The organism is Vibrio palustris (genome assembly GCF_024346995.1).
Classification (GTDB): Bacteria; Pseudomonadota; Gammaproteobacteria; order Enterobacterales; family Vibrionaceae; genus Vibrio; species Vibrio palustris.
Genome location: NZ_AP024887.1, coordinates 395,299 through 417,273, shown reverse-complemented (window position 1 = coordinate 417,273; position 21,975 = coordinate 395,299). Strand labels below are relative to the sequence as shown.

The 21,975-nt window shown below is 42.9% G+C and carries 22 protein-coding genes; 7 read left to right on the top strand and 15 right to left on the bottom strand.

Going from position 1 to position 21,975, the window contains the following annotated elements; translation table 11 throughout:
* Positions 1 to 55: 55 nt before the first annotated feature.
* Positions 56 to 2,176: a TonB-dependent siderophore receptor gene (locus OCU30_RS02030; protein ID WP_077315365.1), complete on the bottom strand. Its 2,121-nt coding sequence runs from the start codon at positions 2,174 to 2,176 to the stop codon at positions 56 to 58.
* Positions 2,177 to 2,305: 129 nt separating this feature from the next.
* Between OCU30_RS02030 and OCU30_RS02025 the strand changes: the two genes are divergently transcribed.
* Both OCU30_RS02025 and OCU30_RS02020 read left to right on the top strand, forming a co-directional pair.
* On the top strand, positions 2,306 to 3,184 hold the full coding sequence (locus OCU30_RS02025; RefSeq protein ID WP_077315364.1) for a LysR family transcriptional regulator: 879 nt from the start codon (positions 2,306 to 2,308) through the stop codon (positions 3,182 to 3,184).
* Between the two features lie 328 nt (positions 3,185 to 3,512).
* The gene (locus tag OCU30_RS02020; RefSeq protein ID WP_077315363.1) at positions 3,513 to 4,100 is read left to right on the top strand and encodes an MSMEG_1061 family FMN-dependent PPOX-type flavoprotein; all 588 of its coding nucleotides are present in this window, start codon (positions 3,513 to 3,515) and stop codon (positions 4,098 to 4,100) included.
* A 70-nt stretch (positions 4,101 to 4,170) separates the two neighbouring features.
* Here the strand turns inward: OCU30_RS02020 and OCU30_RS02015 are convergent, their stop codons facing one another.
* From OCU30_RS02015 to OCU30_RS02005, 3 genes are read right to left on the bottom strand one after another with little or no spacing between them, the layout of a single operon-like run.
* Complete coding sequence (locus OCU30_RS02015; RefSeq protein ID WP_077315362.1) at positions 4,171 to 4,563, bottom strand: hypothetical protein; 393 nt, start codon at positions 4,561 to 4,563, stop codon at positions 4,171 to 4,173.
* Positions 4,563 to 4,787: a membrane protein insertion efficiency factor YidD gene (yidD, locus tag OCU30_RS02010; protein WP_077315361.1), complete on the bottom strand. Its 225-nt coding sequence runs from the start codon at positions 4,785 to 4,787 to the stop codon at positions 4,563 to 4,565. The genes OCU30_RS02015 and yidD overlap by 1 nt, the downstream gene beginning before the upstream one ends.
* Before the next feature lie 2 nt (positions 4,788 to 4,789).
* Positions 4,790 to 5,005: a DUF4177 domain-containing protein gene (locus OCU30_RS02005; protein ID WP_077315360.1), complete on the bottom strand. Its 216-nt coding sequence runs from the start codon at positions 5,003 to 5,005 to the stop codon at positions 4,790 to 4,792.
* 271 nt (positions 5,006 to 5,276) lie between these two features.
* Between OCU30_RS02005 and OCU30_RS02000 the strand changes: the two genes are divergently transcribed.
* The 3 genes from OCU30_RS02000 to OCU30_RS01990 all read left to right on the top strand — a co-directional run bounded on the left by OCU30_RS02000 (position 5,277) and on the right by OCU30_RS01990 (position 7,363).
* Complete coding sequence (locus OCU30_RS02000; RefSeq protein WP_077315359.1) at positions 5,277 to 6,137, top strand: alpha/beta fold hydrolase; 861 nt, start codon at positions 5,277 to 5,279, stop codon at positions 6,135 to 6,137.
* Positions 6,138 to 6,163: 26 nt separating this feature from the next.
* On the top strand, positions 6,164 to 7,015 hold the full coding sequence (locus OCU30_RS01995; RefSeq protein ID WP_159439153.1) for a sensor domain-containing diguanylate cyclase: 852 nt from the start codon (positions 6,164 to 6,166) through the stop codon (positions 7,013 to 7,015).
* A 189-nt stretch (positions 7,016 to 7,204) separates the two neighbouring features.
* Positions 7,205 to 7,363: a hypothetical protein gene (locus OCU30_RS01990; protein WP_159439152.1), complete on the top strand. Its 159-nt coding sequence runs from the start codon at positions 7,205 to 7,207 to the stop codon at positions 7,361 to 7,363.
* A 31-nt stretch (positions 7,364 to 7,394) separates the two neighbouring features.
* Here the strand turns inward: OCU30_RS01990 and OCU30_RS01985 are convergent, their stop codons facing one another.
* Positions 7,395 to 7,868: a GNAT family N-acetyltransferase gene (locus OCU30_RS01985; protein ID WP_077315357.1), complete on the bottom strand. Its 474-nt coding sequence runs from the start codon at positions 7,866 to 7,868 to the stop codon at positions 7,395 to 7,397.
* 96 nt (positions 7,869 to 7,964) lie between these two features.
* Between OCU30_RS01985 and OCU30_RS01980 the strand changes: the two genes are divergently transcribed.
* Positions 7,965 to 8,903: a LysR family transcriptional regulator gene (locus OCU30_RS01980; protein ID WP_077315356.1), complete on the top strand. Its 939-nt coding sequence runs from the start codon at positions 7,965 to 7,967 to the stop codon at positions 8,901 to 8,903.
* Between the two features lie 597 nt (positions 8,904 to 9,500).
* On the opposite strand, the gene OCU30_RS01975 is transcribed toward OCU30_RS01980, so the two are convergent.
* From OCU30_RS01975 to OCU30_RS01960, 4 genes are all read right to left on the bottom strand, one after another.
* A complete protein-coding gene (locus tag OCU30_RS01975; protein WP_077315355.1) occupies positions 9,501 to 10,199 on the bottom strand; it encodes an aspartate/glutamate racemase family protein in 699 nt (232 codons plus the stop codon).
* A 74-nt stretch (positions 10,200 to 10,273) separates the two neighbouring features.
* The gene (locus tag OCU30_RS01970; RefSeq protein ID WP_077315354.1) at positions 10,274 to 11,116 is read right to left on the bottom strand and encodes an AraC family transcriptional regulator; all 843 of its coding nucleotides are present in this window, start codon (positions 11,114 to 11,116) and stop codon (positions 10,274 to 10,276) included.
* Positions 11,117 to 11,409: 293 nt separating this feature from the next.
* Positions 11,410 to 13,242 (bottom strand): glutamine--fructose-6-phosphate transaminase (isomerizing), encoded by a 1,833-nt coding sequence (gene glmS / locus OCU30_RS01965; RefSeq protein ID WP_077315353.1) that lies wholly within the window; start codon positions 13,240 to 13,242, stop codon positions 11,410 to 11,412.
* Between the two features lie 82 nt (positions 13,243 to 13,324).
* On the bottom strand, positions 13,325 to 14,086 hold the full coding sequence (locus OCU30_RS01960; protein WP_077315352.1) for a DeoR/GlpR family DNA-binding transcription regulator: 762 nt from the start codon (positions 14,084 to 14,086) through the stop codon (positions 13,325 to 13,327).
* Positions 14,087 to 14,547: 461 nt separating this feature from the next.
* Here OCU30_RS01960 and pykF point away from each other — a divergent pair, with 461 nt between their 5' ends.
* The gene (pykF, locus tag OCU30_RS01955) at positions 14,548 to 15,960 is read left to right on the top strand and encodes a pyruvate kinase PykF (protein ID WP_077315351.1); all 1,413 of its coding nucleotides are present in this window, start codon (positions 14,548 to 14,550) and stop codon (positions 15,958 to 15,960) included.
* A gap of 85 nt (positions 15,961 to 16,045) precedes the next feature.
* Here the strand turns inward: pykF and OCU30_RS01950 are convergent, their stop codons facing one another.
* The 6 genes from OCU30_RS01950 to epd all read right to left on the bottom strand — a co-directional run bounded on the left by OCU30_RS01950 (position 16,046) and on the right by epd (position 21,909).
* Positions 16,046 to 16,177, bottom strand: a complete 132-nt coding sequence (locus OCU30_RS01950; protein WP_095532942.1) for a hypothetical protein — start codon at positions 16,175 to 16,177, stop codon at positions 16,046 to 16,048.
* A gap of 225 nt (positions 16,178 to 16,402) precedes the next feature.
* Positions 16,403 to 17,110 carry an oxidative stress defense protein gene (locus OCU30_RS01945; protein ID WP_077315350.1) on the bottom strand — a complete coding sequence of 236 codons (708 nt, stop codon included), beginning with the start codon at positions 17,108 to 17,110 and terminating at the stop codon, positions 16,403 to 16,405.
* 138 nt (positions 17,111 to 17,248) lie between these two features.
* Positions 17,249 to 18,109 carry a small-conductance mechanosensitive channel MscS gene (mscS, locus tag OCU30_RS01940; protein WP_077315349.1) on the bottom strand — a complete coding sequence of 287 codons (861 nt, stop codon included), beginning with the start codon at positions 18,107 to 18,109 and terminating at the stop codon, positions 17,249 to 17,251.
* A 236-nt stretch (positions 18,110 to 18,345) separates the two neighbouring features.
* Positions 18,346 to 19,422, bottom strand: coding sequence for a class II fructose-bisphosphate aldolase (gene fbaA, locus OCU30_RS01935; protein WP_077315348.1), 1,077 nt, complete (start codon positions 19,420 to 19,422; stop codon positions 18,346 to 18,348).
* A 146-nt stretch (positions 19,423 to 19,568) separates the two neighbouring features.
* Positions 19,569 to 20,729, bottom strand: coding sequence for a phosphoglycerate kinase (locus OCU30_RS01930; protein WP_077315347.1), 1,161 nt, complete (start codon positions 20,727 to 20,729; stop codon positions 19,569 to 19,571).
* A 151-nt stretch (positions 20,730 to 20,880) separates the two neighbouring features.
* Positions 20,881 to 21,909, bottom strand: a complete 1,029-nt coding sequence (epd, locus tag OCU30_RS01925; protein WP_077315346.1) for an erythrose-4-phosphate dehydrogenase — start codon at positions 21,907 to 21,909, stop codon at positions 20,881 to 20,883.
* Positions 21,910 to 21,975 lie beyond the last annotated feature (66 nt).

The window sequence follows — 21,975 nt, the reverse complement described above, 5'->3', positions numbered from 1 at the left end:
GCTTTCCCACCTGAATCATATACCTGATATCTGAGAGACAAATCAGTCCAACGTTTTACCAAGAATAATTCAAGCTGGCATTAAACGAACGACTCGGCGTGTAATAGTTAGCGGTGCCAGAGCCAACGACGGCTTGTTTATCCGTTAAGTTATGTACATTGAAGGTCAGATTAACCGCTTTAGACATACGATAAGCAAACGCAAAATCAAACAGTGTGGTCGCATCACTTTTCTCTGTGTTGTCTGCATCAAAGTAATAACTTCCGACATAGCGCGCACCTAACCCCACATCCATGGTTTTATTCGGTAAGGTATAGTAGCCCCACAGTGAAGCCGTATTATTTGGTGCTGTTACAAACTCGTTATCATCAAGCACTTTCCCTGTACTTGTACTCCCACGGATCACCTCAGACTTCATATAGGAATACCCACCGATTAAGCTGAACTCATCGGTCAGTTCTGCCTTCATCTCAAAATCCAATCCGCGAACGCGCGTCTCACCAATGGTTTCTTGCTTGATCGTCCCGTTATCTTGAACAATCGACATATTAACGTCGTCTTTTTTCAGATCATAAACAGCGGCAGAGAATAACGCATTCATATCTAACGGCGCGTATTTCACTCCTAATTCAACCTGCTCGCCACGTTCTGGTTTTACGCCAATGGTGGGCGGCGCCACTGACTCGACTTGGCTAATATAAGTTGACCACTCCTGATCAATTTTAATCGTAAACGCACCACGTAGCGATGTTTCCGAGAAATTATCGCTCTTCTTCACGCCCGTTAAGTCGCGATTAGAAAGATTCATATAATCATGGCGAATGCCGAGCGTCACAATATAACGATCGTCCAGTGATAAGTTTTGCTGCAAGAACACTGACTTGGTCGTCGCATCCTGATCATTTTTACTGTATGGCGCGCCCAGAGTTGGCTTACCACGATATGTTGGATTCTCAAGATCAATACGGCTCGCCACGCCATATACCGAGCTATCTTGTGTCGATGAATCACGGTATTCCAAACCCACCAAGGTGCTACTATCGAGCCGCGCAAAACTGGTCGCATATTCCAACATGGTGTTACCGATAAATTGCTCTGAAGACGTGTCAGTACCAAAGTAAGCACGCGGTATCACACTGCCTGTTCGGCTTTTCGAATCCGTCAAATACACATACCCAAAATCATCGCTTAACTTGCTATAGCGTATATTGCCACTCAAGGAGAGGCCATTATCAAAATGATGAGAGAGCTGCGCGGTAATATTGGTTCTATCCACGTCATGCTTGTTGTAATTTGGCTCACCAAAAAAGTCATCCCGATCATACTTGCGATCAATTGGATAGCCGCCACTATTGGGTGTGCTATCACGGCCTAAATAATCCACCACTAATGTCGCTGTAGTGCTGACTGAAGGCTGCCACGTCAGCCCTCCCATAATCAGTTGAGAATTATCTTTGGAATGATCGTATTGCAGATCGCTATCTTTCACTTTCGTCGTCAAACGATAAGCGACTGTACCAGAGTCATTTAACGTATCACCAAAATCTAATCCCATTTCTTTATGATCAAACGAACCGTAAGACACATAGCTATTGCCAAAGCGTTCAAACTTAGGTCGTTTACTAACAAAATTAACCGATCCTCCCGGATCCGCAGGACCAAACAATGTTGAGTTAGCACCACGGATCACTTCAACACGCTCGTAGGCATAAGGATCTTCACGTACTCCGCGCATCGAGCCTAGCGTCATACCATCTCGATACGTCGTCGCCTGAAAACCGCGAATCTTAAAGTAATCATTACGATCATCCGAACCATAATAATCTGTGACCAAACCTGGTGAATACTGCAATACTTCTTCTGTGGTCGTCGCGTTTCTCTGGTTTACTTCTTTTTCGGTAATGATCGACACTAAAGCGGGTGTGTCTAACACATCGGTGGCAACCTTTCCTCCCACCCACATCTCTTGCGCAACGGTAGTATCTGCATCAGAGGAAGCAGGTAAACCATACACCGTAATCGTATTCACTCGATGCGCCTGCTCTGTTTGTGAGCTGTCTTCCGTTTGTGCATAAATAGCACCTGAATAAGAAAAAATAGGCACAAAACACAACAGTATTTGAATAGCACGACGACTTTCCCTAAGCGACTGTTGACCACTTTGTCTATTTTCCATTTTTATAATCCTGTCATATCCATGTTATTGTTAGTTGCCATCTTGATAATGCGAACGATAATACTTATTATTTAATATCAATAGAATTGATATATCGTTATCAACCGATACCAATAGAGAAATACATGTATGGAGTTACGCCACCTTAAATATTTTTTAGCCGTCGCTGAAACGCAAAACCTACGATTAGCCGCGCAAAAAGTTCATGTCACCCAGCCTGCGGTTTCAAGAAAAATTAAGGAATTAGAAGAAGAACTAGGCCTCCAACTGTTTGATAGGTTACCGAAAGGATTACGCTTAAATCGTACTGGGAAATTCTACCAAAAGCAGTTAGGCGGCATTATCAGGCAGATTGATGATGCCAATGATCGGGTGCGTCAATTTAGCCATACTGAATATGGTTCACTGACACTCGGCGCACCTGACTTCGTGTTATGGCAAGGAGAAATTAATCAGGCAATGCATCAATTTCGGCAGCTCCACAGCGATGTCGAACTCGAAATCTATTCAGATACCCCCATGGTGCTCCAAAAACGCTTAGAGCTTGATCAAATTGATGGCGCTTTTCTCTATCACTACGCGGAATTGCCCCCTGAATACTCCGTACAACCGATATCTCAAGATAAACTCATGTTGGCTTATCCGGTCAGTTGGGACACCGTTTTACCATCGTCGATCACGATAGAAGAGCTTAACCAATTACCCGCCGTGCGTTTGCCGCGCAGCGTTGATCCTTATTATTATGATTGGCTAGAAGCAATCTTTCATAACATCGGATGGGAACCCAATGTGGTGGAATGGGCACATGGGGAAAGTACCATGCTGGGTTTAGTGGCCACAGGCAGCGGTGTTGCGATTGTTAATGAGCGACATTTTACCCGTCCATCGCCAATGATTCAGGCAATATCACTAGACGTGTTATCCAATACATCACCGCTTAGCTTTGTTTATAAAAATACCTCAGATAACCCCGCACTGATGCAGTTCTTGCACTTACTCACCAACTAGACTGGCCATCTACGAATGTGGCGCGCAGTTCGACATGCCTATTCGTAGATCCGCTTTCCGCACATTTGCTGCGGCAATCCGTAGGCCTAGACATATTCGGCCCCCCCATCTATAACCACCAACAAAAGCCACTAATAAGCGCCAGAGAATAGCGTGAATGTAAACGCTACGATTCAAAACATGATGAATTTACTGACTGGAATGTATTCTAGTGAGATTGTATTTGACTCTTAATCACGATTTATACAATGATAATGCAAACTAATATCAAATAACATTAGTTATCATTTACATATAATTAACAACTGATAACTAAAGGGAAATACTAATGACTCACATCACCACATTGGCACAATTAAGAAATCTCTATAACCTGCCTGCGCCATTAGTCGTCGCGAAAGATGTCAGGCACATCGATCAGCATGCCAAAACCTTTATTGAACACAGCACGCTGTTTATGCTGAGCACTCACACTCAAGATGAATTCTTAGATATTTCCCCTCGTGGCGGAGAAGCCGGGTTCGTCAAAGTACTGGATGAAAAAACGCTCGCTTTTCCTGATAGCCCAGGTAATAACCGTTTAGATACGCTTACCAATTTGCTGAATAACCCCCATGTAGGCTTGCTGTTTATCGTCCCGGGAGTTGAAGATATTGTACGTGTGAAAGGCACTGCATCAATTCATACGGATGATGATCTACGTGAATTTTGCTTGGATGGCAAAACTAAACCCAAAGTCGTCATTAAGGTCGAGGTTGATACCTTGTTTTTTCATTGCCCCAAAGCACTGATGAAATCAAAAGCTTGGGATAATGAATCCTATGCTAATCGCTCATTCCTTCCATCATTACTCCAAATCATCAAAGATCAGCAAGTTGAAAAAGAGGAACGCGGCGATACCCACACCATAGATTAAATCTCGCGAAGCATGTCGTTTAGTCACACCAAAACACCCCGCCTTAACGTCGCAAATAATAAAGTGAGGGTTAATGAGGGTTGCTGACATCCTCAAAGATACGACACGATAATTGGTAATTGTATTGTCGTGCTATCTTTTGTGAGAAGAACAATTGTGGTAATTCGTAGATAACAAGCAAGGCAAGGATAACAAGCGCGCTTGAGTGACCGAGAAAGAAGCCAACCATACTGATGGTTAGTAGGCTAATTTCTAACGCAAACAATGCATATTTGCCTAAGTAACAGTGGTGAAAGCCACCGACGAACAACCAATTCAAGGCTGCGTAGGTATCGGGATCTTTCAGTTGTTTTGACTGGCGGTGATAGAATTCTCTTTTTTGATTCTCAGGCAACGCATTCACCTGCTTTCTCAAGTGTTCTTCCTTGCTTTCTAATTGCTCAATGGGTTCTAATAAACGCATTAGGGCACCTCATCATGTATTTTTTCAACAAGGTCAGGTTGATTACAGCGTTTGATTCTTGCCACCCCCAGTTTCCAGCCTTTTATTGCCCCGTATTTGGCAATGCATTGTTTGGTGTATTCCGAGCAACTTGGCTCAAAATTACAGTCAATATTGAGAAGCTTTTTTGAACCACCCCTCACTTGATAGCGATGGATCAATGCCAAAGATAAGAGCTTTAACATGCTTAACGGCCTAGTGTCACAATCACCGCTTCGCGAACCCAAAACAGCATAAAGCGCTTTTTCTCAACGACTTGAAAGATAACCTGCCAGCCGTCTTGCGCGTATCTATTGAGCTCAGCTTCCATCTTTTGTAGCGGCAGACCACTCGCCCCTAATAAGATCGTTCCGCATCCGCCTTCCACAATCGGCACTACTTTATATTCTGTAAATTTTGTCATGACTCACCTCGCTAACGTATAGAATAAAGATACTACACGAACACGGTGAGCGCATAAACGGTGAAGACGGCAATGCCTAATTGTCCTTATTGTTATCCATGTGGTGTATTTCCTCCACAACGCGGCAATTAACGCCAATACCCATATTGCTTAGCGCAATATGGCATACCAATCATTCACTACCCAATGACATCATATACAACAACACACTGTTGACAAGCCTACAACATCACCTTATGGTAACTTGATTCTACTAGGAAACCACCGCAAAATGAGCTTACTCCCCTCCCTACTTTCGCCCTCAGATATTACGCTGCGTAATAATATTCAAATATTTGGCAAAGGCGAAGAAACTATTCTGTTAGCCCATGGTTTTGGCTGTAATCAAAATATGTGGCGCTTTATTACGCCCTATTTAGAAGAACATTATACAATCGTATTATTTGATTATGTGGGCAGCGGCACATCCGATGTCAGTACTTATCAAGCAGAGCGTTATCGCTCTTTAGAAGGTTACGCATTAGACATTATTGAGATATGTGACGCACTTGAACTGTCACAAGTGCTGTACGTCGGCCATTCGGTCAGTGCGACCATTGGTCACATCGTAGCGATACAGCGTCCTGACCTCTTCAAAGCGCTGGTTATGGTATGTCCATCTCCCTGCTTTTTAAATATTGATCAACACTATTCAGGCGGTTTTGAACAAAGTGATTTAGAAGAACTGCTGAATCTGATGGATAAAAACTATATCGGCTGGGGGACCTATCTTGCTCCGCTTGTCATGGGAGTAACGGACACGATGGAAGAGCCTGAACAAGAAGTCAGTGACACTTTGGTGCAAGAGTTACTAACCAGCTTTTGCTCAACCGATCCGACCTACTCCAAGCCGTTTGCTAAAGCGACGTTTTTGTCTGACTATCGCCATTTATTAATGGATATTAAGCAACCCTGCTTAATCATACAAAGTGAACATGATGCTTTAGTGCCTGTCGAAGTGGGCTATTTTATGCAGAGCCAGATACCTGATGCTAAGCTAGATATTATCAACGGCAAAGGACATTGCTTGCACATGACTTACCCACTCAAGATACTAAACAGCATACAAAACTTCATGGCACATACGTCATGAAAACGGACCTCTTCCCCTGTGGGCTTATGATAACTAGCCTTCACGATCAGACGATACTTCATACTAATGAGTACTTTGATAAAGAGTTTGGTTACACAGAGGAAGCATTAATAAGTCAACCGGTTAGCTATCTATTCACACGTGCCAGCATCATATTTTTAGAGAACTACCTGTATCCTATGCTGATACAGGATAGAGTGATTTCTGAAATACAAATTATGCTTGTGACAGCCGATAAAAACCGTATTCCTGTCACAGTGAATGCGACACTCGACGAAGATAACCTGGTTCGCTGGGCACTATTTTGTTCTATTAATCGAGATAAGCTCTATCAAGAGCTGATTGATACAAAAAACAAACTTGAACAGCAAACACAAGAGTTAACGATTCTGTCTTCAACCGATGATCTAACAGGGCTATTGAATCGGCGTGAAGCCTCTAATCGCGCCAATAAGATGATAGAACAAACCAAGCGTAATGATATTGCGCTGTCGTTTGTTTTATTGGATATCGATTTTTTTAAGAAAATCAATGATACCTATGGCCATCAAGAAGGAGACCGAGTCTTAGTAGAATTAGCGAAAAAATTAGAGAATACCGCTCGCTCTTGTGACATTGTTTCTCGCTGGGGAGGCGAAGAGTTTCTCATTGTTCTATACAATACACCAACCAATCAAGCTCAGGCGTTTTGTCAGCGCTTACACCAAGCTATTGACATGATTAAGGTAGGAAAAGAAACACTCAAGGTCAGTATTGGGGTGAGTTGCTACCAAAAAGAGATACAAGACAATCAGAAAATCGACAGTATTATTAGGCAAGCCGATAACGCCCTATACTGCGCGAAACAAAAAGGCCGCAACCAGACCTATGTCTTTTAGAATGGTGTATTGCTTGACGACACTCACTCGATGCCCAGCTCAGCCATTGTTTCAATATCACTACCAGTAATAACGAAGAAAGCGATTCATATGGCACGCTGAGCGAGTATTCTGTCTCACTTTTCGACCAATCGATGACGACGACCATGCCACAACTGGCATATCAGCATCAATCAATGCCAGAGGGCCATGTTTAAGCTCGCCCTCGGCCCTAAAGCGCTAATAAAATCAAAAACTTGGAATAATGAAGCGTATACTGATCGCGCTTTTCTATCCTCATTACTCCAAATCATCAAAGATCAGCAAGTTGAAAAAGAGGCGCGCGGCGATACCCACGCAATAGATTAAATCTTGCGAAGCGAGTGACCTATCAAGCCAATCAAGCGGTCGCAAATTTGGCCAATGCTTCCCCAGACAAGCGATACACCCGCCATTCTGACTGCTCTTGTGCACCAATGTGTTGATAAAAATCGATGGCAGGCTGATTCCAATGCAAGACTGACCACTCAAAACGTCCGCACCCATTGTCTACCGCATGTTGAGCCAATGTTTTCATCAATAATCTACCCACGCCCAATGAACGATAAGCGGGCGTCACATACAGATCTTCCAGATACACCCCATTTTTACCTAGCCACGTAGAATAGTTATAAAAATAGACGGCAAATCCAACCGCCTGATTATCTACCTCACAAATGAGCGCATGTGCTGTCGACCCCTCACTAAATAAACTGGCGATGATCGTCGCTTCTGTTGATTCTACGCTCTCTAATTCATGTTCGTATTCCGCAAGTTCTTTAATGAACTGTAAAATCGTACTCGCATCGGCGATATTCGCCACTCTTACCATCATGATGTCACACTCCTATTTTATTTAATCGCAGTGTAGCAACTTCCTTGTTATGCTTTAAATGCATTGTTTTCATTCATAACCTGCATGGTATTCACAATGAATATTGACCATCTCGATCTCAATTTGATGAAAGTCTTTTACCACATCTATCAAACTCAATCTGTGCGTCAGGCTGCCGAGAAACTCCATATCAGCCAATCGGCGTGTAGTCATAGCCTTAGCCGGTTACGAGAACGCCTCAATGATGAGCTCTTCATTCGAGTTAACGGGAATATGGTCGCCACAGACCAAGCACAACGACTTGCGCAATCCGTTATTCCTGCGTTGCAATTGCTCTACAGCGGATTAACCACCGCGACGCCATTCGACCCTGACGTGGGAGAGCATCATTTTACGCTCTCAGGGTATGACTTCGCGACTTGGTGTGTCATGCCGCGATTGACCACGTATCTGGCCCAACACTTTCCCAACATTACCGTGCGTTTTGTAAACACACAGCCGAAAATACCGACCCAACAGCTGGAATCTGGCGAGATCGATCTGGCTCTGGGGTTTGATCATGAGGAAGAAAAATCCAACCATATTGGCAATGCGGTGTTACTCAGTGGGCAATATTGCATTGCCATGGATGACAACCATCCGGCTCTACAAGGCTCATCATCACTGCAACTGGCTGATTTTTTAAATTACTCGCACGTGCTTGTCGCGCCATGGAGTGAACAACGCGGGATTGTGGATGTGACATTAGGCAAACTCAATAAGAAACGCCGCATCGCCACGACATTGCCGGGCGTGCTCAGTGCTCCCTATTCCTTACCGGGAACAGATTACTTTCTGGCCGCGCCTCAATCTTATATCAAGACGTTAGCGTCCACACTGCACCTGAGCTATTGCCAATCCCCCATCAGCCTGCCTGATTATCAAATCAAACTGTATTGGCACAAAACCAAAGAAAAGGATCCCAAATTACGTTGGATAATAGAGTTATTATTAATGCTTTTTACAGCCCATCCCGCTGATGGCAATACTCGTTAACATAAATAGATGAGGACTATCAAAGTAAAAACAGAGCAATATTTGCCGTTTTATAAGCCGTGCTGGAAAGTACGTTCTACAGGAGCTTTATCTATAGCGAAGGGTTCAAACCTCGCTTTTCGTCTTTAGGTGTAATATCAAAAATACTTAATAAGACATTGATAAAAATTAAGATCATTGAAAAGATTACAGCCAAAGATTAAAAATTTATTGGCCGCCGATACTCATTATCGGCAAGGAATAAAGGTTCATATTAATTGCGACTATCAAGCCTGAATCAAGCGACAACTGAGTATTAAAATAGCATACTTATTGTGACACACTTTTGGACATTTTCGATTTAGCCAATACAGACACTTTCTAGCTTTCGGATAACTTTTTGTATAGCAAATTGCAAAATGGCACCACTTCATGAGATGCCGATTTTGAAAGAAACAAAGCAATAAGGTAAGTAAGTTAAATTTACCTGATTCTGCTCCTATGATGCTTTAATTACATCAATGCCCATACAACGAGAACAGGCATAGTCAATGAATTATGATTAATCATAATTATATCAGATACATAGTGTTAAAAACCCAAAGATAAATCAATTGTTTAATCTTTATTTGTCGCTAAACGTACAGCAGCTTCTGCATGAATGGCTGTTGTATCAAACAGCGGTACAATTGTATGTTGCTGCTGTACAAGCAATGCAATTTCAGTACATCCAAGAATAACTGCATCGGCACCTTGATTTCTTAATTTATCGATGATTTGGGTATAGACAGTTCTTGAGTCATCCTTGATTTCGCCTCGGCAAAGCTCTTGATAAATAATCTCGTGAACCTTCAATCTGTCATGTTTCTCTGGCACAACGACTTCAATACCGAACTTCTCCGTCAGTCGTCCTTTATAAAAGTCCTGCTCCATTGTGAAATTAGTGCCCAGAAGTCCAACCTTCTTAATACCACTTTCAAGCAGTTTCTCTGCGGTTGCATCCGCGATGTGCAAAATCGGGATGTTGATATTTGCTTCGATTTCAGGAGCTATTTTATGCATGGTGTTGGTGCAAATTAGGATAAAATCAGCACCACCTTTTTCGACAGAAACAGCAGCATCAGATAGTATCCTAGCCGTCTCGTCCCAATGACCCGAATGTTGGAGCTTTTCGATTTCCTCAAAATTTACGCTATACATGCAAATCTTGGCGGAATTCAAGCCTCCAAGTTTCTCTTTTACACCTTCGTTAATAGATTTGTAATAGCTCAGCGTGGACTCCCAACTCATACCACCTAGTAAGCCAATCGTTTTCATATATCACCCTTTTACATTGAATGGAGTAATAGCATTAAATGGCATTGAACAAGGTAATGATAGTAAGTTTTTGACTACGATAGAAAGTGCTTTGCGTATAGTCGAGGTGTAACACCCATGGCTTTTTTGAAGTGCTTGATGAAATGGCTTTGATCATGAAAACCACATTGAATGGCTACATCGGCTAACTTGTTACCCTCTTTTATCAGCCTGGTAGCGTAACGTAGACGTGACTGAATCTGATAAGCATGAGGAGGTAATCCAAACTCCTTTTTAAATAGACGAACAAGGTAGTAAGGGTTTAATGACACTAACTGCGCAAGCTCATTAAGAGAGACATTCACATCAGGAAGGTCGTCCAGAAAATCTTTTACAATGGTAACTTGCTTACTCGCCGTCTTGTCTACGCCAAAATTAATTCTGCTTTTTCCATGCTTTGCCATCAGTTTGACAAGCAATGAGTAGAGAAGGGACTCTCTGAGCAGTTTATTATCTGACTCTATCAAAACTTGATAGACCAAACGGAACTGCGCTGCAAGTTCTTCATCATGGATCACAGCATCAGGAAAGTATGGAGAAAGCGTATTATTTCCACCAATTTCCCGACTGATTTGTTCGAATTGTTCAGGCAGAGGATAGAGTGCTTTGTATGCCCAGCCTTCTTCTGTATTAGCCTCACCGTTGTGGATATCATCAGCGTTTATCAAAATAATACTTCCAGTAGGCGCTATGTTATTAGCCCCTGTTCTGAAGAACTTTTGCGCTCCTTTTTCAATAATGCCGAAAGTGTATCCTTCATGACTATGGCGAGAAAAGCACTGCTTGTGATAGCTAGCATCAAGCATTTCAATTCCACCAAGCTCTTGATGGTGAAGATAATTTGCTGATTCGATTATGTTACTTTTCTTAGCTGCCATTTTTACAGTTCCGATAGTTGGTTGGATAGCATCTTCAACTCAAAGCCTTAACTTTTCAACATATCCAATCAACAAGAGAAATAATTGTAAGAAATTGACCTACTACTGATATTTTTAGCACCAATGAGCATTTCCGCTCGATAGATTCCTATTAGGAATAGTAAGACAAAACTCAGTGCAACGATTCGCACAGAGTGTTCGCGATAACACGAAAAGGGGCATAAACGTTTTGAAAAGGCAGCGTCCTATGTGAACGCTGCCTTTTTAGTATGAGACTAAATGACTCTCTCTACTTATTCTACCGTCACCGCTTTCGCTAGGTTACGAGGCTGGTCGACGTCGGTGCCTTTAATCAGCGCCACATAGTAAGACAATAACTGCATTGGGATGGTGAAGAAAATCGGAGCCGTGATTTCATTAACATGCGGCATCTTAATCACTGTCATGGTTTCATCACTGACAAACCCTGCGTTTTCATCGGCGAACACATACAATAAGCCGCCACGAGCGCGCACTTCTTCAATGTTCGATTTCAGCTTTTCAAGCAGTTCGTTGTTAGGCGCGACAACCACAACTGGCATATCGGCATCAATCAATGCCAGAGGGCCATGTTTAAGCTCACCAGCGGCATACGCTTCTGCGTGAATGTAAGAAATCTCTTTGAGTTTGAGCGACGCTTCTACCGCGATAGGGTAAAACTCACCACGACCTAAAAATAACGTGTGATGCTTATCGGCAAAATCTTCAGCGAGAGCTTCGATTTCTTTTTCCGTTTTTAGAGCCGCTTCAATTTGCTCAGGTAGCGCGTGTAACGCCTGCACAATTTCTTTTTCTTTCGCTTGATCAACCGTGCCTTTCTGTTTACCGACCGCAACCACCATCATAAGCAGCGCTGCGAGCTGAGTGGTAAACGCTTTGGTTGATGCTACACCAATCTCAGTTCCGGCACGCGTCATGAAGGCAATGTCTGATTCACGCACTAGCGATGAGCCAGCGACGTTACAAATGGTCATTGCCGACATGTAGCCTTTTTCTTTGGCAAGACGCAGCGCGGCTAACGTATCGGCGGTTTCGCCAGATTGCGATAACGTCACCAACAAGCTATTTGGGCGCGTGACAAATTTGCGGTAGCGAAACTCTGAGGCAATTTCCACACTACAACTCACGCCGGCAATCGCTTCAAACCAGTAACGAGACACCATCGCCGCATTGTAGGATGTGCCACACGCCACTAATTGAATGTGTTCTACTTTTTCTAGAATTTCAGAGGCATGCACACCAATGCTATCGGTAATGACCGAATCATGCGTCACGCGGCCTTCAATGGTGTTTTTAATCGCAGTTGGCTGCTCGTACACTTCTTTTTGCATGAAGTGGCGAAATTCGCCTTTATCACCCGCATCATGTTCCGCGTTCGATTCCACCACGCTTCGAATGACTGGCTCGCCATTATCGGCAAATACATTCACTTCACGGCGCGTCACTTCCGCCACATCGCCTTCTTCTAGATAAATAAAACGACGCGTGACATTAAGGAGTGCGAGTTGATCAGAAGCCAAGAAGTTTTCACCCACCCCTAGGCCAATTACAATTGGGCTGCCTGAACGAGCAACGATTAAACGTTCCGGTTCATTACGATCCACAACCACGGCCCCATAGGCACCTTCTAATTGCTTGACGGTATTTTGCACCGCTTGCAACAGTGTGTCAGTGCTACGGCGTTCCCAGTTAACAAGGTGAGCAATCACTTCAGTATCGGTTTGAGAGGTAAACGTGTAGCCGCGCTCGCGCAGTAACTCACGTAAAACATGATGGTTTTCGATGATACCATTGTGCACAATCGCAATGTCTTCTGACACGTGTGGATGCGCATTGATTTCCGAAGGTTCGCCATGAGTAGCCCAGCGCGTATGGGCAATCCCTGTGCCACCCTGTACTTGCTCTATTTCCAGAGCGTCAGCCAACTCTTGTACTTTGCCTAGACGACGTACACGCTTCATATTGTGGTCGTTATCAATGACTGCTACACCAGAGGAATCATAACCTCGGTATTCTAAACGGCGTAGACCTTCAACCAGAATTTCTGCTACATCTCGTTGTGCTACCGCACCCACAATTCCACACATGTTTATAAGCTCCTAAATTTTGACGTTGTTAGATAAACACACTGGTTTATCTATTTTTATATAATATTGAATAATAATGAGATTAAGCGCGAATCACTCGCACTTGATGAGATTCTATTTCGGCAATCACTTCATTGGGTACATCACGGTCAGTCACGAGCACATCGACTTGTTCCCAACTGAGCTCTAAGTTAGGGATTTTTCTCCCCAGCTTATCTGATTCAACCATTACCACCACTTCTCGTGACACCTCGGCCATGACTTTACTCAGCCCCAACAATTCATTAAAAGTCGTGGTACCTCGTGCTAAATCAATGCCATCGCAGCCGATAAAAAGCTGGTCAAAGTCGTAAGCGCGCAGCACCATTTCAGCCACATTGCCTTGAAATGACTCTGAACGTGTATCCCAAGTGCCGCCAGTCATAAGAACAGTCGGTTCGTTTTCTAATTCCGTCAACGCGTTAGCAACATGTAACGAATTAGTCATCACGACCAAACCACGCTTGGTATTGAGCTGCTCAATCAAGGCTCCAGTGGTTTTGCCGCTGTCGATCACAATTCTGTTATGATCTCGAATCAGCTTTGCAGCCGCTTTTGCGATAGATAACTTACGAACTGAAACTTTTTTGGTGAGTTCTTCATTCACAATGTCTTTTGGTAAGGCCACCGCACCGCCATAACGACGTAAAAGTAATCCATTTTCTTCTAAGGCCGCTAAATCTTTACGAATAGTGACTTCTGATGTTTCAAATTGCGTCGCTAATTTATCGACACTGACTTCTCCTTGCTCATTAACTAGCGTGGCAATGGCGTGTCGACGGATTTTGGTATTTCGTTTAGACATGTTTTCTATGGCACTTAAGTTTCAAAACGAAAGGAATTATAGTCTAATCGAAACATTTGTGTCCATTTATTTTGATCCAAAAAATTATTAATTCGCGTTAAAACCTTGTCCTAAGACAATTCTTGGGCAGTGCTATTGGTAAGAGAAAATGATAGAATTCCAGCCCTAAAGAAAATAAATTACAGAAAGAACCGTGATATTTTTGTAACTTTCCCGCTGTACCCTAGGGATTGACCGTGATTTCTGAAATTTTGTCTTACAAGTTTGGTCAAATTTGATCAAACCTGATGAAAGACTTTCAGCTAAGAGTGGTGGTGTTATCCATTAAACGCTTTATAGCATTCAGAGATAAAGCCATAACAAGGCCAGCTATTACATATAGCGACCAAAATATATAATCGCTCACTCTTAGCGCTGAGCAGTTTCTTAATTTAATGATTGAATACCGGAGAGAATCTTCCATGAAAAAGACCAAAATCGTTTGTACGATAGGCCCAAAAACAGAAAGTGTTGAAAAACTCACAGATCTTGCCGCTGCCGGCATGAACGTGATGCGCCTTAACTTTTCTCATGGCGACTATGAAGAACATGGCACTCGTATCAAAAACTTGCGCCAAGTTGTTGCAAACACAGGTCAAGCTCTATCTATCCTATTGGATACTAAAGGCCCAGAGATCCGCACTATCAAGCTAGAAAATGGCAATGATGTTGATCTTGTTTCTGGTCAAGAATTCACATTCACTACCGATGAAACTGTTGTTGGTAATAAAAATACTGTTGCTGTCACTTACAAAGGTTTTGCTCAAGACTTAACGGTCGGCGATACTATCCTTGTGGATGACGGCCTACTAGAAATGGAAGTGATTGCCAAAACAGACACCGAAGTAAAATGTAAAGTTCTTAACAACGGTGCATTAGGTGAAAACAAAGGCGTTAACCTTCCAGGTGTCGCAGTGAGCTTGCCAGCGCTTGCTGAAAAAGACAAAAACGACTTAATCTTTGGTTGCGAGCAAGGTGTCGATTTTGTTGCGGCTTCGTTCATTCGTAAAGCGTCTGACGTGCATGATATCCGCGCTCACCTGAAAGCACATGGCGGCGATAGCATTCAGATCATCTCTAAAATTGAAAACCAAGAAGGCGTTGATAACTTTGACGAAATCTTAGAAGCGTCTGACGGTATCATGGTAGCTCGTGGCGACCTTGGCGTTGAGATTCCAGCAGAAGAAGTTATTTTTGCTCAAAAAATGATGATTGAAAAATGTAACCGTGCTCGTAAAGTAGTTATCACTGCGACACAGATGCTCGATTCAATGATCAAAAACCCACGTCCTACACGTGCTGAAGCGGGTGACGTAGCCAACGCAATCATGGATGGTACTGATGCAGTTATGCTATCAGGTGAAACAGCGAAAGGTAACTATCCTGTAGAAGCTGTGACTATCATGGCGCAGATTGCTCAGCGTACTGACCAAGCATTGAAAGCAGAACTCGGTTCTCGTCTAGACAGCCCTCGCCTACGTATCACTGAAGCGGTATGTAAAGGTGCGGTTGATACGGCTGAGAAGTTAGCATCTCCAATCATTGTTGTGGCAACAGAAGCCGGTAAATCAGCACGTTCTGTGCGTAAGTATTTCCCAACTGCCCACATCCTAGCGATTACCACCAATACAAAGACAGCTGCACAACTTGTGTTATCTAAAGGGGTAACGCCAATGGTCGTGGATCGTATTGCGAGCACAGATGATTTTTACGTGCTTGGTAAAGAGCTGGCCCTGAAATCTGGCCTTGGTAAAAAAGGCGATATCGCCGTAATGGTTTCTGGCGCGCTAGTGGCTTCAGGTACAACCAATACTGCTTCTGTTCACGTACTATAATACGTATTCAGAAAAGCAAACGGGGCCTATGATAGGCCCCGTTTTTTTATGTTTTTTACTCTTTGCTGGCATTTAGTTCAGAAGTTTAATGACCAAAAAACTCTTGGTAATGAGTGTTGAGCAGCACCAACATTGGCAATGTATACAATGGGTTTACCGCAATTGCCAAGACTAACAAACTTATTACCGCCAAGCGTACAACATAACTATTTAACATACTCTGCCTCACTAACGAACCCCAGAGTGTTTGCGATATGTCCTAGTTAACTGACAAACTTACTAAGAAGCGCCGTTCTTCTTAGTTACGATTCCATGTGCCGCCGGGCAAGATGTGTTCAAAAAAACCACAGTTTACTGCATTATTCCAGAATCTCAAGCAAGTTGTAGTGACGAGTTTCATGCAATTCCAATCGCAAAATGTGTCGCCATATACCTATCTGCATTACTGATCCATTCGATATGTCACATCAACGCTATCACTGATCGTCATCGTTTGATCGGCATAACTGTCATTAGCCGATACTTTGGCTTCGCGTAGCATTACATGCTGCTGGCGTACGGGCGAGACTGACGCATTGTTATAACGAATTTGCCAAACTTGACCCAATTGGCTATGAAAACCAGTCGCTAACACTTGAGCTTTGTGCTGCGCATCTTTCATCGCTTCTGCTCTGGCTTGCTCAACATAATGGTCTCTATTATGCACGCCAAGCTGAATTCGGTTGACCTGATTCATCCCCGCTTGTAACGCCATATCTAACAGTGGGTTCAATTGATTGATGCGATTAACCGTTACCGTGACTTCACGCCGCCCTTGGTATCCTGTTAATTGTTTTTTGCCAGATTGTTCATATTGATATTGAGCAGAAACGATGAGGTTACTACTCTCAATATCTTTTTTTGAGATGCCTTGCTTTGTCAGTTTGGTCATAAAATTCGTCACGGCTTTATCGACGCTCGTTTTCACATCCTGAGCCGTTTTGCCTTTTTCGACGACTTGTACTGACATCGTTGCCATATCCGGTTTTACTGAAATTTCAGCACGTCCAGTGGTAACAATCGTTGGGAAATCATACTCAGCGGCAAAGCTTGCGAGCGAATAAAATAATCCAATCCCCATCACTAAAACTCGACCTATCCTGTTCTGCATACCATGCTCCTAATTCATTCTATTCAAGGAATATATTTACTGCCCTCTAATCATTTAAGACCATAATCAAATAAATTGATTCAACATGGCGCATAAAAAACGGAGGCCAAGGCCTCCGTCATCATCGTCAGGGGTAAATTATCCACGCTCCCAGTGAACATCCATTTGTGGGAATGGAATTTCAATACCATTCTCATCAAGTGTTTCTTTTATTCTTAGCATCATATCCCAGTATACTGGCCAGTATTCCTCTGTTTTCACCCAAGGACGCACCACAAAGTTGACGGATGAATCAGCCAGTGTATGCACTTCAACCGTTACTTCAGGATCTTTCAAAACCCGTTCATCACTTTCCATGAGCTCACGTAATACTGTCTGTGTTTTACGTAGATCAGCTTTATAAGATACTCCTATTACAAAATCAATCCGACGCGTTTTATGGCGTGAATAGTTGGTAATAGGGCCACCGATAATTGAAGAGTTCGGAACCACAATCATTTTGTTATCTGGCGAATTCAAGACGGTTTGAAATATTTGAATCGAACTGACCGACCCTGCAATACCACCAACTTCAACATAATCACCTGACTTAAATGGACGAAAAGCGACGATTAATACACCCGCCGCAAAGTTAGATAGCGAGCCTTGCAACGCTAATGCAACAGCCAAGCCGGCCGCACCGATAACGGCGACGACAGACGCGGTTTGCACGCCAAGCTTACCTAATGCCGCAATTAACACGAGGATGAATAATAAGTAACGAACAATGGCCTGAACGAAATCGATCACAGCTTTGTCCATACGACGCTTCTTCATGAGCTTACTAACGCTGTTAGCAATCAGTTTTACCGCAATATTACCAACGAATAAAATTAATACGGCCCAAATAATATTCATCGAATATTCAAATAATAAGTCGGTATTGTTACTAAACCAATCCGTAATATAACTAATATTGCTAATGACGTTCGTCTCCACACTAGCCGCTTCACTCGCCATACTTATTTCCTCTTTCATTCAAATTATTAGGCTCATTTATAGTCATTATCAGTGTTATGAGCGCTTTTTATCCTATTGGTAATGAGTCTCTCATTACATAAATAGTGATGACTAGAAGGCTAGACTATGCAAATTTCTCGAGTGAAACCAGTCTTTAACACAAAAATAACGCAATAAAAAAGCCCGCTGCAAGCAGCGGGCTTTGGAAAAGAACAGAATGTTCTTCCGTCTAATACTTATAGTACGTCAACAGAGTTCAAGTTAGCGAATGCTTGCTCTAAACGCTTAACCATTGCTGATTGACCGGCACGTAGCCATTGACGTGGATCGTAGTATTTCTTGTTTGGTGCATCTACGCCAGTTGGGTTACCGATTTGACCTTGAAGGTAATCGTGGTTTTCCGCTTCGTATTCACGGATACCATCCCAACATGCCCACTGTGTATCTGTATCGATGTTCATTTTGATCACACCGTAACCGATAGACTCTTGAATTTCAGCTTCTGAAGAACCTGAACCACCGTGGAATACAAAGTTCAAAGAGTTTTCAGGAAGGTTGAACTTCTCAGATACGTGTTTTTGAGAATCACGTAAAATAGTTGGAGTTAGTACAACGTTACCTGGTTTGTATACGCCGTGTACGTTACCGAAAGAAGCAGCGATCGTGAAACGAGGGCTGATAGCGTTCAGTTTTTCGTAAGCGTAAGCCACATCTTCAGGAGAAGTGTATAGCTCTGAATCATCCATATCTGAGTTATCAACGCCGTCTTCTTCGCCGCCAGTACAACCCAATTCGATTTCCAGAGTCATGTCCATTTTCGCCATGCGCTCTAGGTACTTCGCACAGATTTCGATGTTTTCTTCTAGAGATTCTTCAGAAAGATCGATCATGTGAGAAGAGAATAGCGGTTTACCTGTTTGTGCAAAGTGCTCTTCACCTGCGTCAAGTAGGCCGTCAATCCAAGGTAGCAGTTTTTTCGCAGCGTGGTCAGTATGCAGAATAACTGGAACACCGTACGTTTTGGCAACAGTATGTACGTGTTTTGCACCAGCAATAGCACCAAGCACTTGTGCTTGTTGACCTTCTAGCTTAAGACCTTTACCAGCAAAGAAAGCCGCGCCACCGTTAGAGAACTGTACAATAACTGGTGATTTAGCTTTCGCCGCCGCTTCAAGAACAGCGTTGACTGAGTCAGAACCAATACAGTTAACTGCAGGCAGAGCAAAGTGGTTTTCTTTAGCAACTTCAAATACTTTCTGTACGTCGTCACCAGTGATAACACCAGGTTTTACGAAATCGAAGATCTTAGACATTGAAATGATCCTATTTATTGTCGTTTTAAGAATAAAAACGTTAAGTTAAAAACTTGTTAAATGTCACGCTATCTATCACAACATATTAACAGATAACGGACGAAATAGCAGTAAAAGCGAGGGGCAGTCCTCGCTTTTACCATGGATTATTTTGCGCGATTTTCTAGCATTTCAACAGCTGGAAGTGGCTTACCTTCAACAAATTCAAGGAATGCGCCGCCACCAGTAGAAATGTAAGAAACGTCGGCTTTAATACCAAACTTGTCGATCGCCGCTAGCGTGTCACCACCACCAGCTACTGAGAAACCTTCAGATTGAGCAATCGCATCAGAGATACCTTTAGTCCCTGCTTCAAAGTTTTTGAATTCAAATACGCCAACAGGACCATTCCAAAGGATGGTTTTCGCGTTCTTCAGAATCTCAGCTAATTGTGCTGTTGAGTCAGGGCCCAAATCGAAGATCATGTCATCGTCTTGAACATCTTTGACGTTTTTGATTTCAGCTTCTGCATTCTCATCAAACGCTTTTGCACAAGCAACGTCTGTCGCAACAGGGATATGACACTCTTCCATCAGACGCTTCGCGGTATCGACCAAATCTGCTTCGTAAAGCGATTTGCCCACGTTATGGCCAGCCGCTGCAATGAACGTATTGGCAATACCACCGCCAACAACTAATTGGTCAGCAACTTTAGAGAGAGACTCTAGTACAGTCAGTTTTGTTGATACTTTTGAACCACCAACAATCGCCACCATTGGACGAGCTGGGTTATCCATTGCTTTTGCTAGCGCTTCAAGTTCATTAGCAAGTAACGGACCTGCACACGCGATAGGAGCATGAACACCTACACCGTAAGTTGATGCTTGCGCACGGTGAGCCGTACCAAATGCATCCATAACAAATACGTCACATAGCGCAGCGTATTTTTTAGACAATTCTTCGTCGTTTTTCTTTTCACCTTTGTTAAAACGTACGTTCTCTAGAACCACAAGCTCACCCGCTTCTAGTTCTACGCCTTCAACGTAGTCTTTAGCTAGGCGAACATTGGCGTCTAGTGCATCATTTAAGTAGTTGACAACAGGTTGTAGAGAGAACTCTTCTGTATACTCGCCTTCTGTTGGGCGGCCTAGGTGAGATGTCACCATTACTTTTGCGCCCGCTTCCAAACAATGTTTGATGGTTGGAATCGATGCAAGAATACGAGCATCAGACGTCACTTTGCCTTCTTTTACAGGAACGTTTAGATCAGCACGAATAAAAACACGTTTACCTGCTAGATCCAGGTCAGTCATCTTGATTACAGACATGGTTTGTCCTCTCAAATTTTTATGAAGAAATAAAGTTTCACCCCGCCTAAAGCCGGGCAACGGTATTCTTTTGATTGTCATTGTTTCACTTGGGCATAGAGGATATTTTTTTCACACCAAAAAATAAATATATTTTCCTCTTAAATGTGGGCTATGACTCAGTTGCTTGCATTGCAAGTGCTGTATCGAGCATTCGATTCGCAAAGCCCCATTCATTATCACACCAGACTAACATTTTTATCAGCTGTCCGTTGCTTACCCGAGTCTGATTTCCATCGACAATCGCACTATGGAAATCATGATTAAAGTCGCACGAGACTAACGGCTCTTCGGTGTAATCGACGATACCTCGTAATGTACACTGAGAGGCCTGTATGATGGTTTGATTTACGTCATTAACACTCACTTTAGTGTTCACAGTCACACTTAAATCCATCGCGGTAACATTTACTGTGGGCACTCGCACTGAAATGGCTTCAAATTTATCCGCGAATTTCGGAAAAATTCGTCCAATTCCTTTATGCAATTTGGTATCGACTGGAATAATCGATTGTCCTGCCGCTCGCGTCCGACGTAAATCATCATGATAAGCATCAATCACAGGCTGATCATTCATTGCAGAATGTATCGTTGTTATCGTACCCGAATCAATCCCAAAATGGTCATCCAAAATCTTAATTACCGGAACTATACAGTTCGTCGTACAGGATCCATTTGATACTACTTTTTGCTGGTGCGTCAAGGTGTCCTCATTCACACCATAAATAATTGTATTATCCACATTTTGACTACCGGGATGTGAAAATAATACTTTCTTCGCCCCCGCTATTATATGCTGCTGGCCATCAGCTTGTGAGCCGTATACCCCTGTGCAATCCAACACTAAATCAATATTTAAGTCACGCCAAGGTAATAATGGGATGTCTGATAAATGTAACATGCGAATCGAATCCGCATGCGTATTATCATGATGAATATATAAATGCTCTTGATCATAAGACACTTTCTTAGAAAAACGCCCGTGACTCGTATCATATTGAAGTAAATGCGCCATCGCTTCTGGTTTCGCTAACTCATTGACTGCAACGATTTCTATACGTTGGTATTTATCACTTTCATACAGTGCTCTCACAACATTTCGGCCAATACGACCAAACCCATTGATGGCAATTCTTAACATATTTTCAATTCATGATAGTTCGAAGCTGTTAATGGATACTACTCCATTTGAAACCAGTTATCACCC

Bases quoted from the DNA above. Each gene is read 5' to 3' on its own strand.
- OCU30_RS02030 (WP_077315365.1), bottom strand. From the start codon at position 2,176: ATGGAAAATAGACAAAGTGGTCAACAGTCGCTTAGGGAAAGTCGTCGT.
- OCU30_RS02025 (WP_077315364.1), top strand. From the start codon at position 2,306: ATGGAGTTACGCCACCTTAAATATTTTTTAGCCGTCGCTGAAACGCAA.
- OCU30_RS02020 (WP_077315363.1), top strand. From the start codon at position 3,513: ATGACTCACATCACCACATTGGCACAATTAAGAAATCTCTATAACCTG.
- OCU30_RS02015 (WP_077315362.1), bottom strand. From the start codon at position 4,563: ATGCGTTTATTAGAACCCATTGAGCAATTAGAAAGCAAGGAAGAACAC.
- yidD (WP_077315361.1), bottom strand. From the start codon at position 4,787: ATGTTAAAGCTCTTATCTTTGGCATTGATCCATCGCTATCAAGTGAGG.
- OCU30_RS02005 (WP_077315360.1), bottom strand. From the start codon at position 5,005: ATGACAAAATTTACAGAATATAAAGTAGTGCCGATTGTGGAAGGCGGA.
- OCU30_RS02000 (WP_077315359.1), top strand. From the start codon at position 5,277: ATGAGCTTACTCCCCTCCCTACTTTCGCCCTCAGATATTACGCTGCGT.
- OCU30_RS01995 (WP_159439153.1), top strand. From the start codon at position 6,164: ATGATAACTAGCCTTCACGATCAGACGATACTTCATACTAATGAGTAC.
- OCU30_RS01990 (WP_159439152.1), top strand. From the start codon at position 7,205: ATGTTTAAGCTCGCCCTCGGCCCTAAAGCGCTAATAAAATCAAAAACT.
- OCU30_RS01985 (WP_077315357.1), bottom strand. From the start codon at position 7,868: ATGATGGTAAGAGTGGCGAATATCGCCGATGCGAGTACGATTTTACAG.
- OCU30_RS01980 (WP_077315356.1), top strand. From the start codon at position 7,965: ATGAATATTGACCATCTCGATCTCAATTTGATGAAAGTCTTTTACCAC.
- OCU30_RS01975 (WP_077315355.1), bottom strand. From the start codon at position 10,199: ATGAAAACGATTGGCTTACTAGGTGGTATGAGTTGGGAGTCCACGCTG.
- OCU30_RS01970 (WP_077315354.1), bottom strand. From the start codon at position 11,116: ATGGCAGCTAAGAAAAGTAACATAATCGAATCAGCAAATTATCTTCAC.
- glmS (WP_077315353.1), bottom strand. From the start codon at position 13,242: ATGTGTGGAATTGTGGGTGCGGTAGCACAACGAGATGTAGCAGAAATT.
- OCU30_RS01960 (WP_077315352.1), bottom strand. From the start codon at position 14,086: ATGTCTAAACGAAATACCAAAATCCGTCGACACGCCATTGCCACGCTA.
- pykF (WP_077315351.1), top strand. From the start codon at position 14,548: ATGAAAAAGACCAAAATCGTTTGTACGATAGGCCCAAAAACAGAAAGT.
- OCU30_RS01950 (WP_095532942.1), bottom strand. From the start codon at position 16,177: ATGTTAAATAGTTATGTTGTACGCTTGGCGGTAATAAGTTTGTTAGTC.
- OCU30_RS01945 (WP_077315350.1), bottom strand. From the start codon at position 17,110: ATGCAGAACAGGATAGGTCGAGTTTTAGTGATGGGGATTGGATTATTT.
- mscS (WP_077315349.1), bottom strand. From the start codon at position 18,109: ATGGCGAGTGAAGCGGCTAGTGTGGAGACGAACGTCATTAGCAATATT.
- fbaA (WP_077315348.1), bottom strand. From the start codon at position 19,422: ATGTCTAAGATCTTCGATTTCGTAAAACCTGGTGTTATCACTGGTGAC.
- OCU30_RS01930 (WP_077315347.1), bottom strand. From the start codon at position 20,729: ATGTCTGTAATCAAGATGACTGACCTGGATCTAGCAGGTAAACGTGTT.
- epd (WP_077315346.1), bottom strand. From the start codon at position 21,909: ATGTTAAGAATTGCCATCAATGGGTTTGGTCGTATTGGCCGAAATGTT.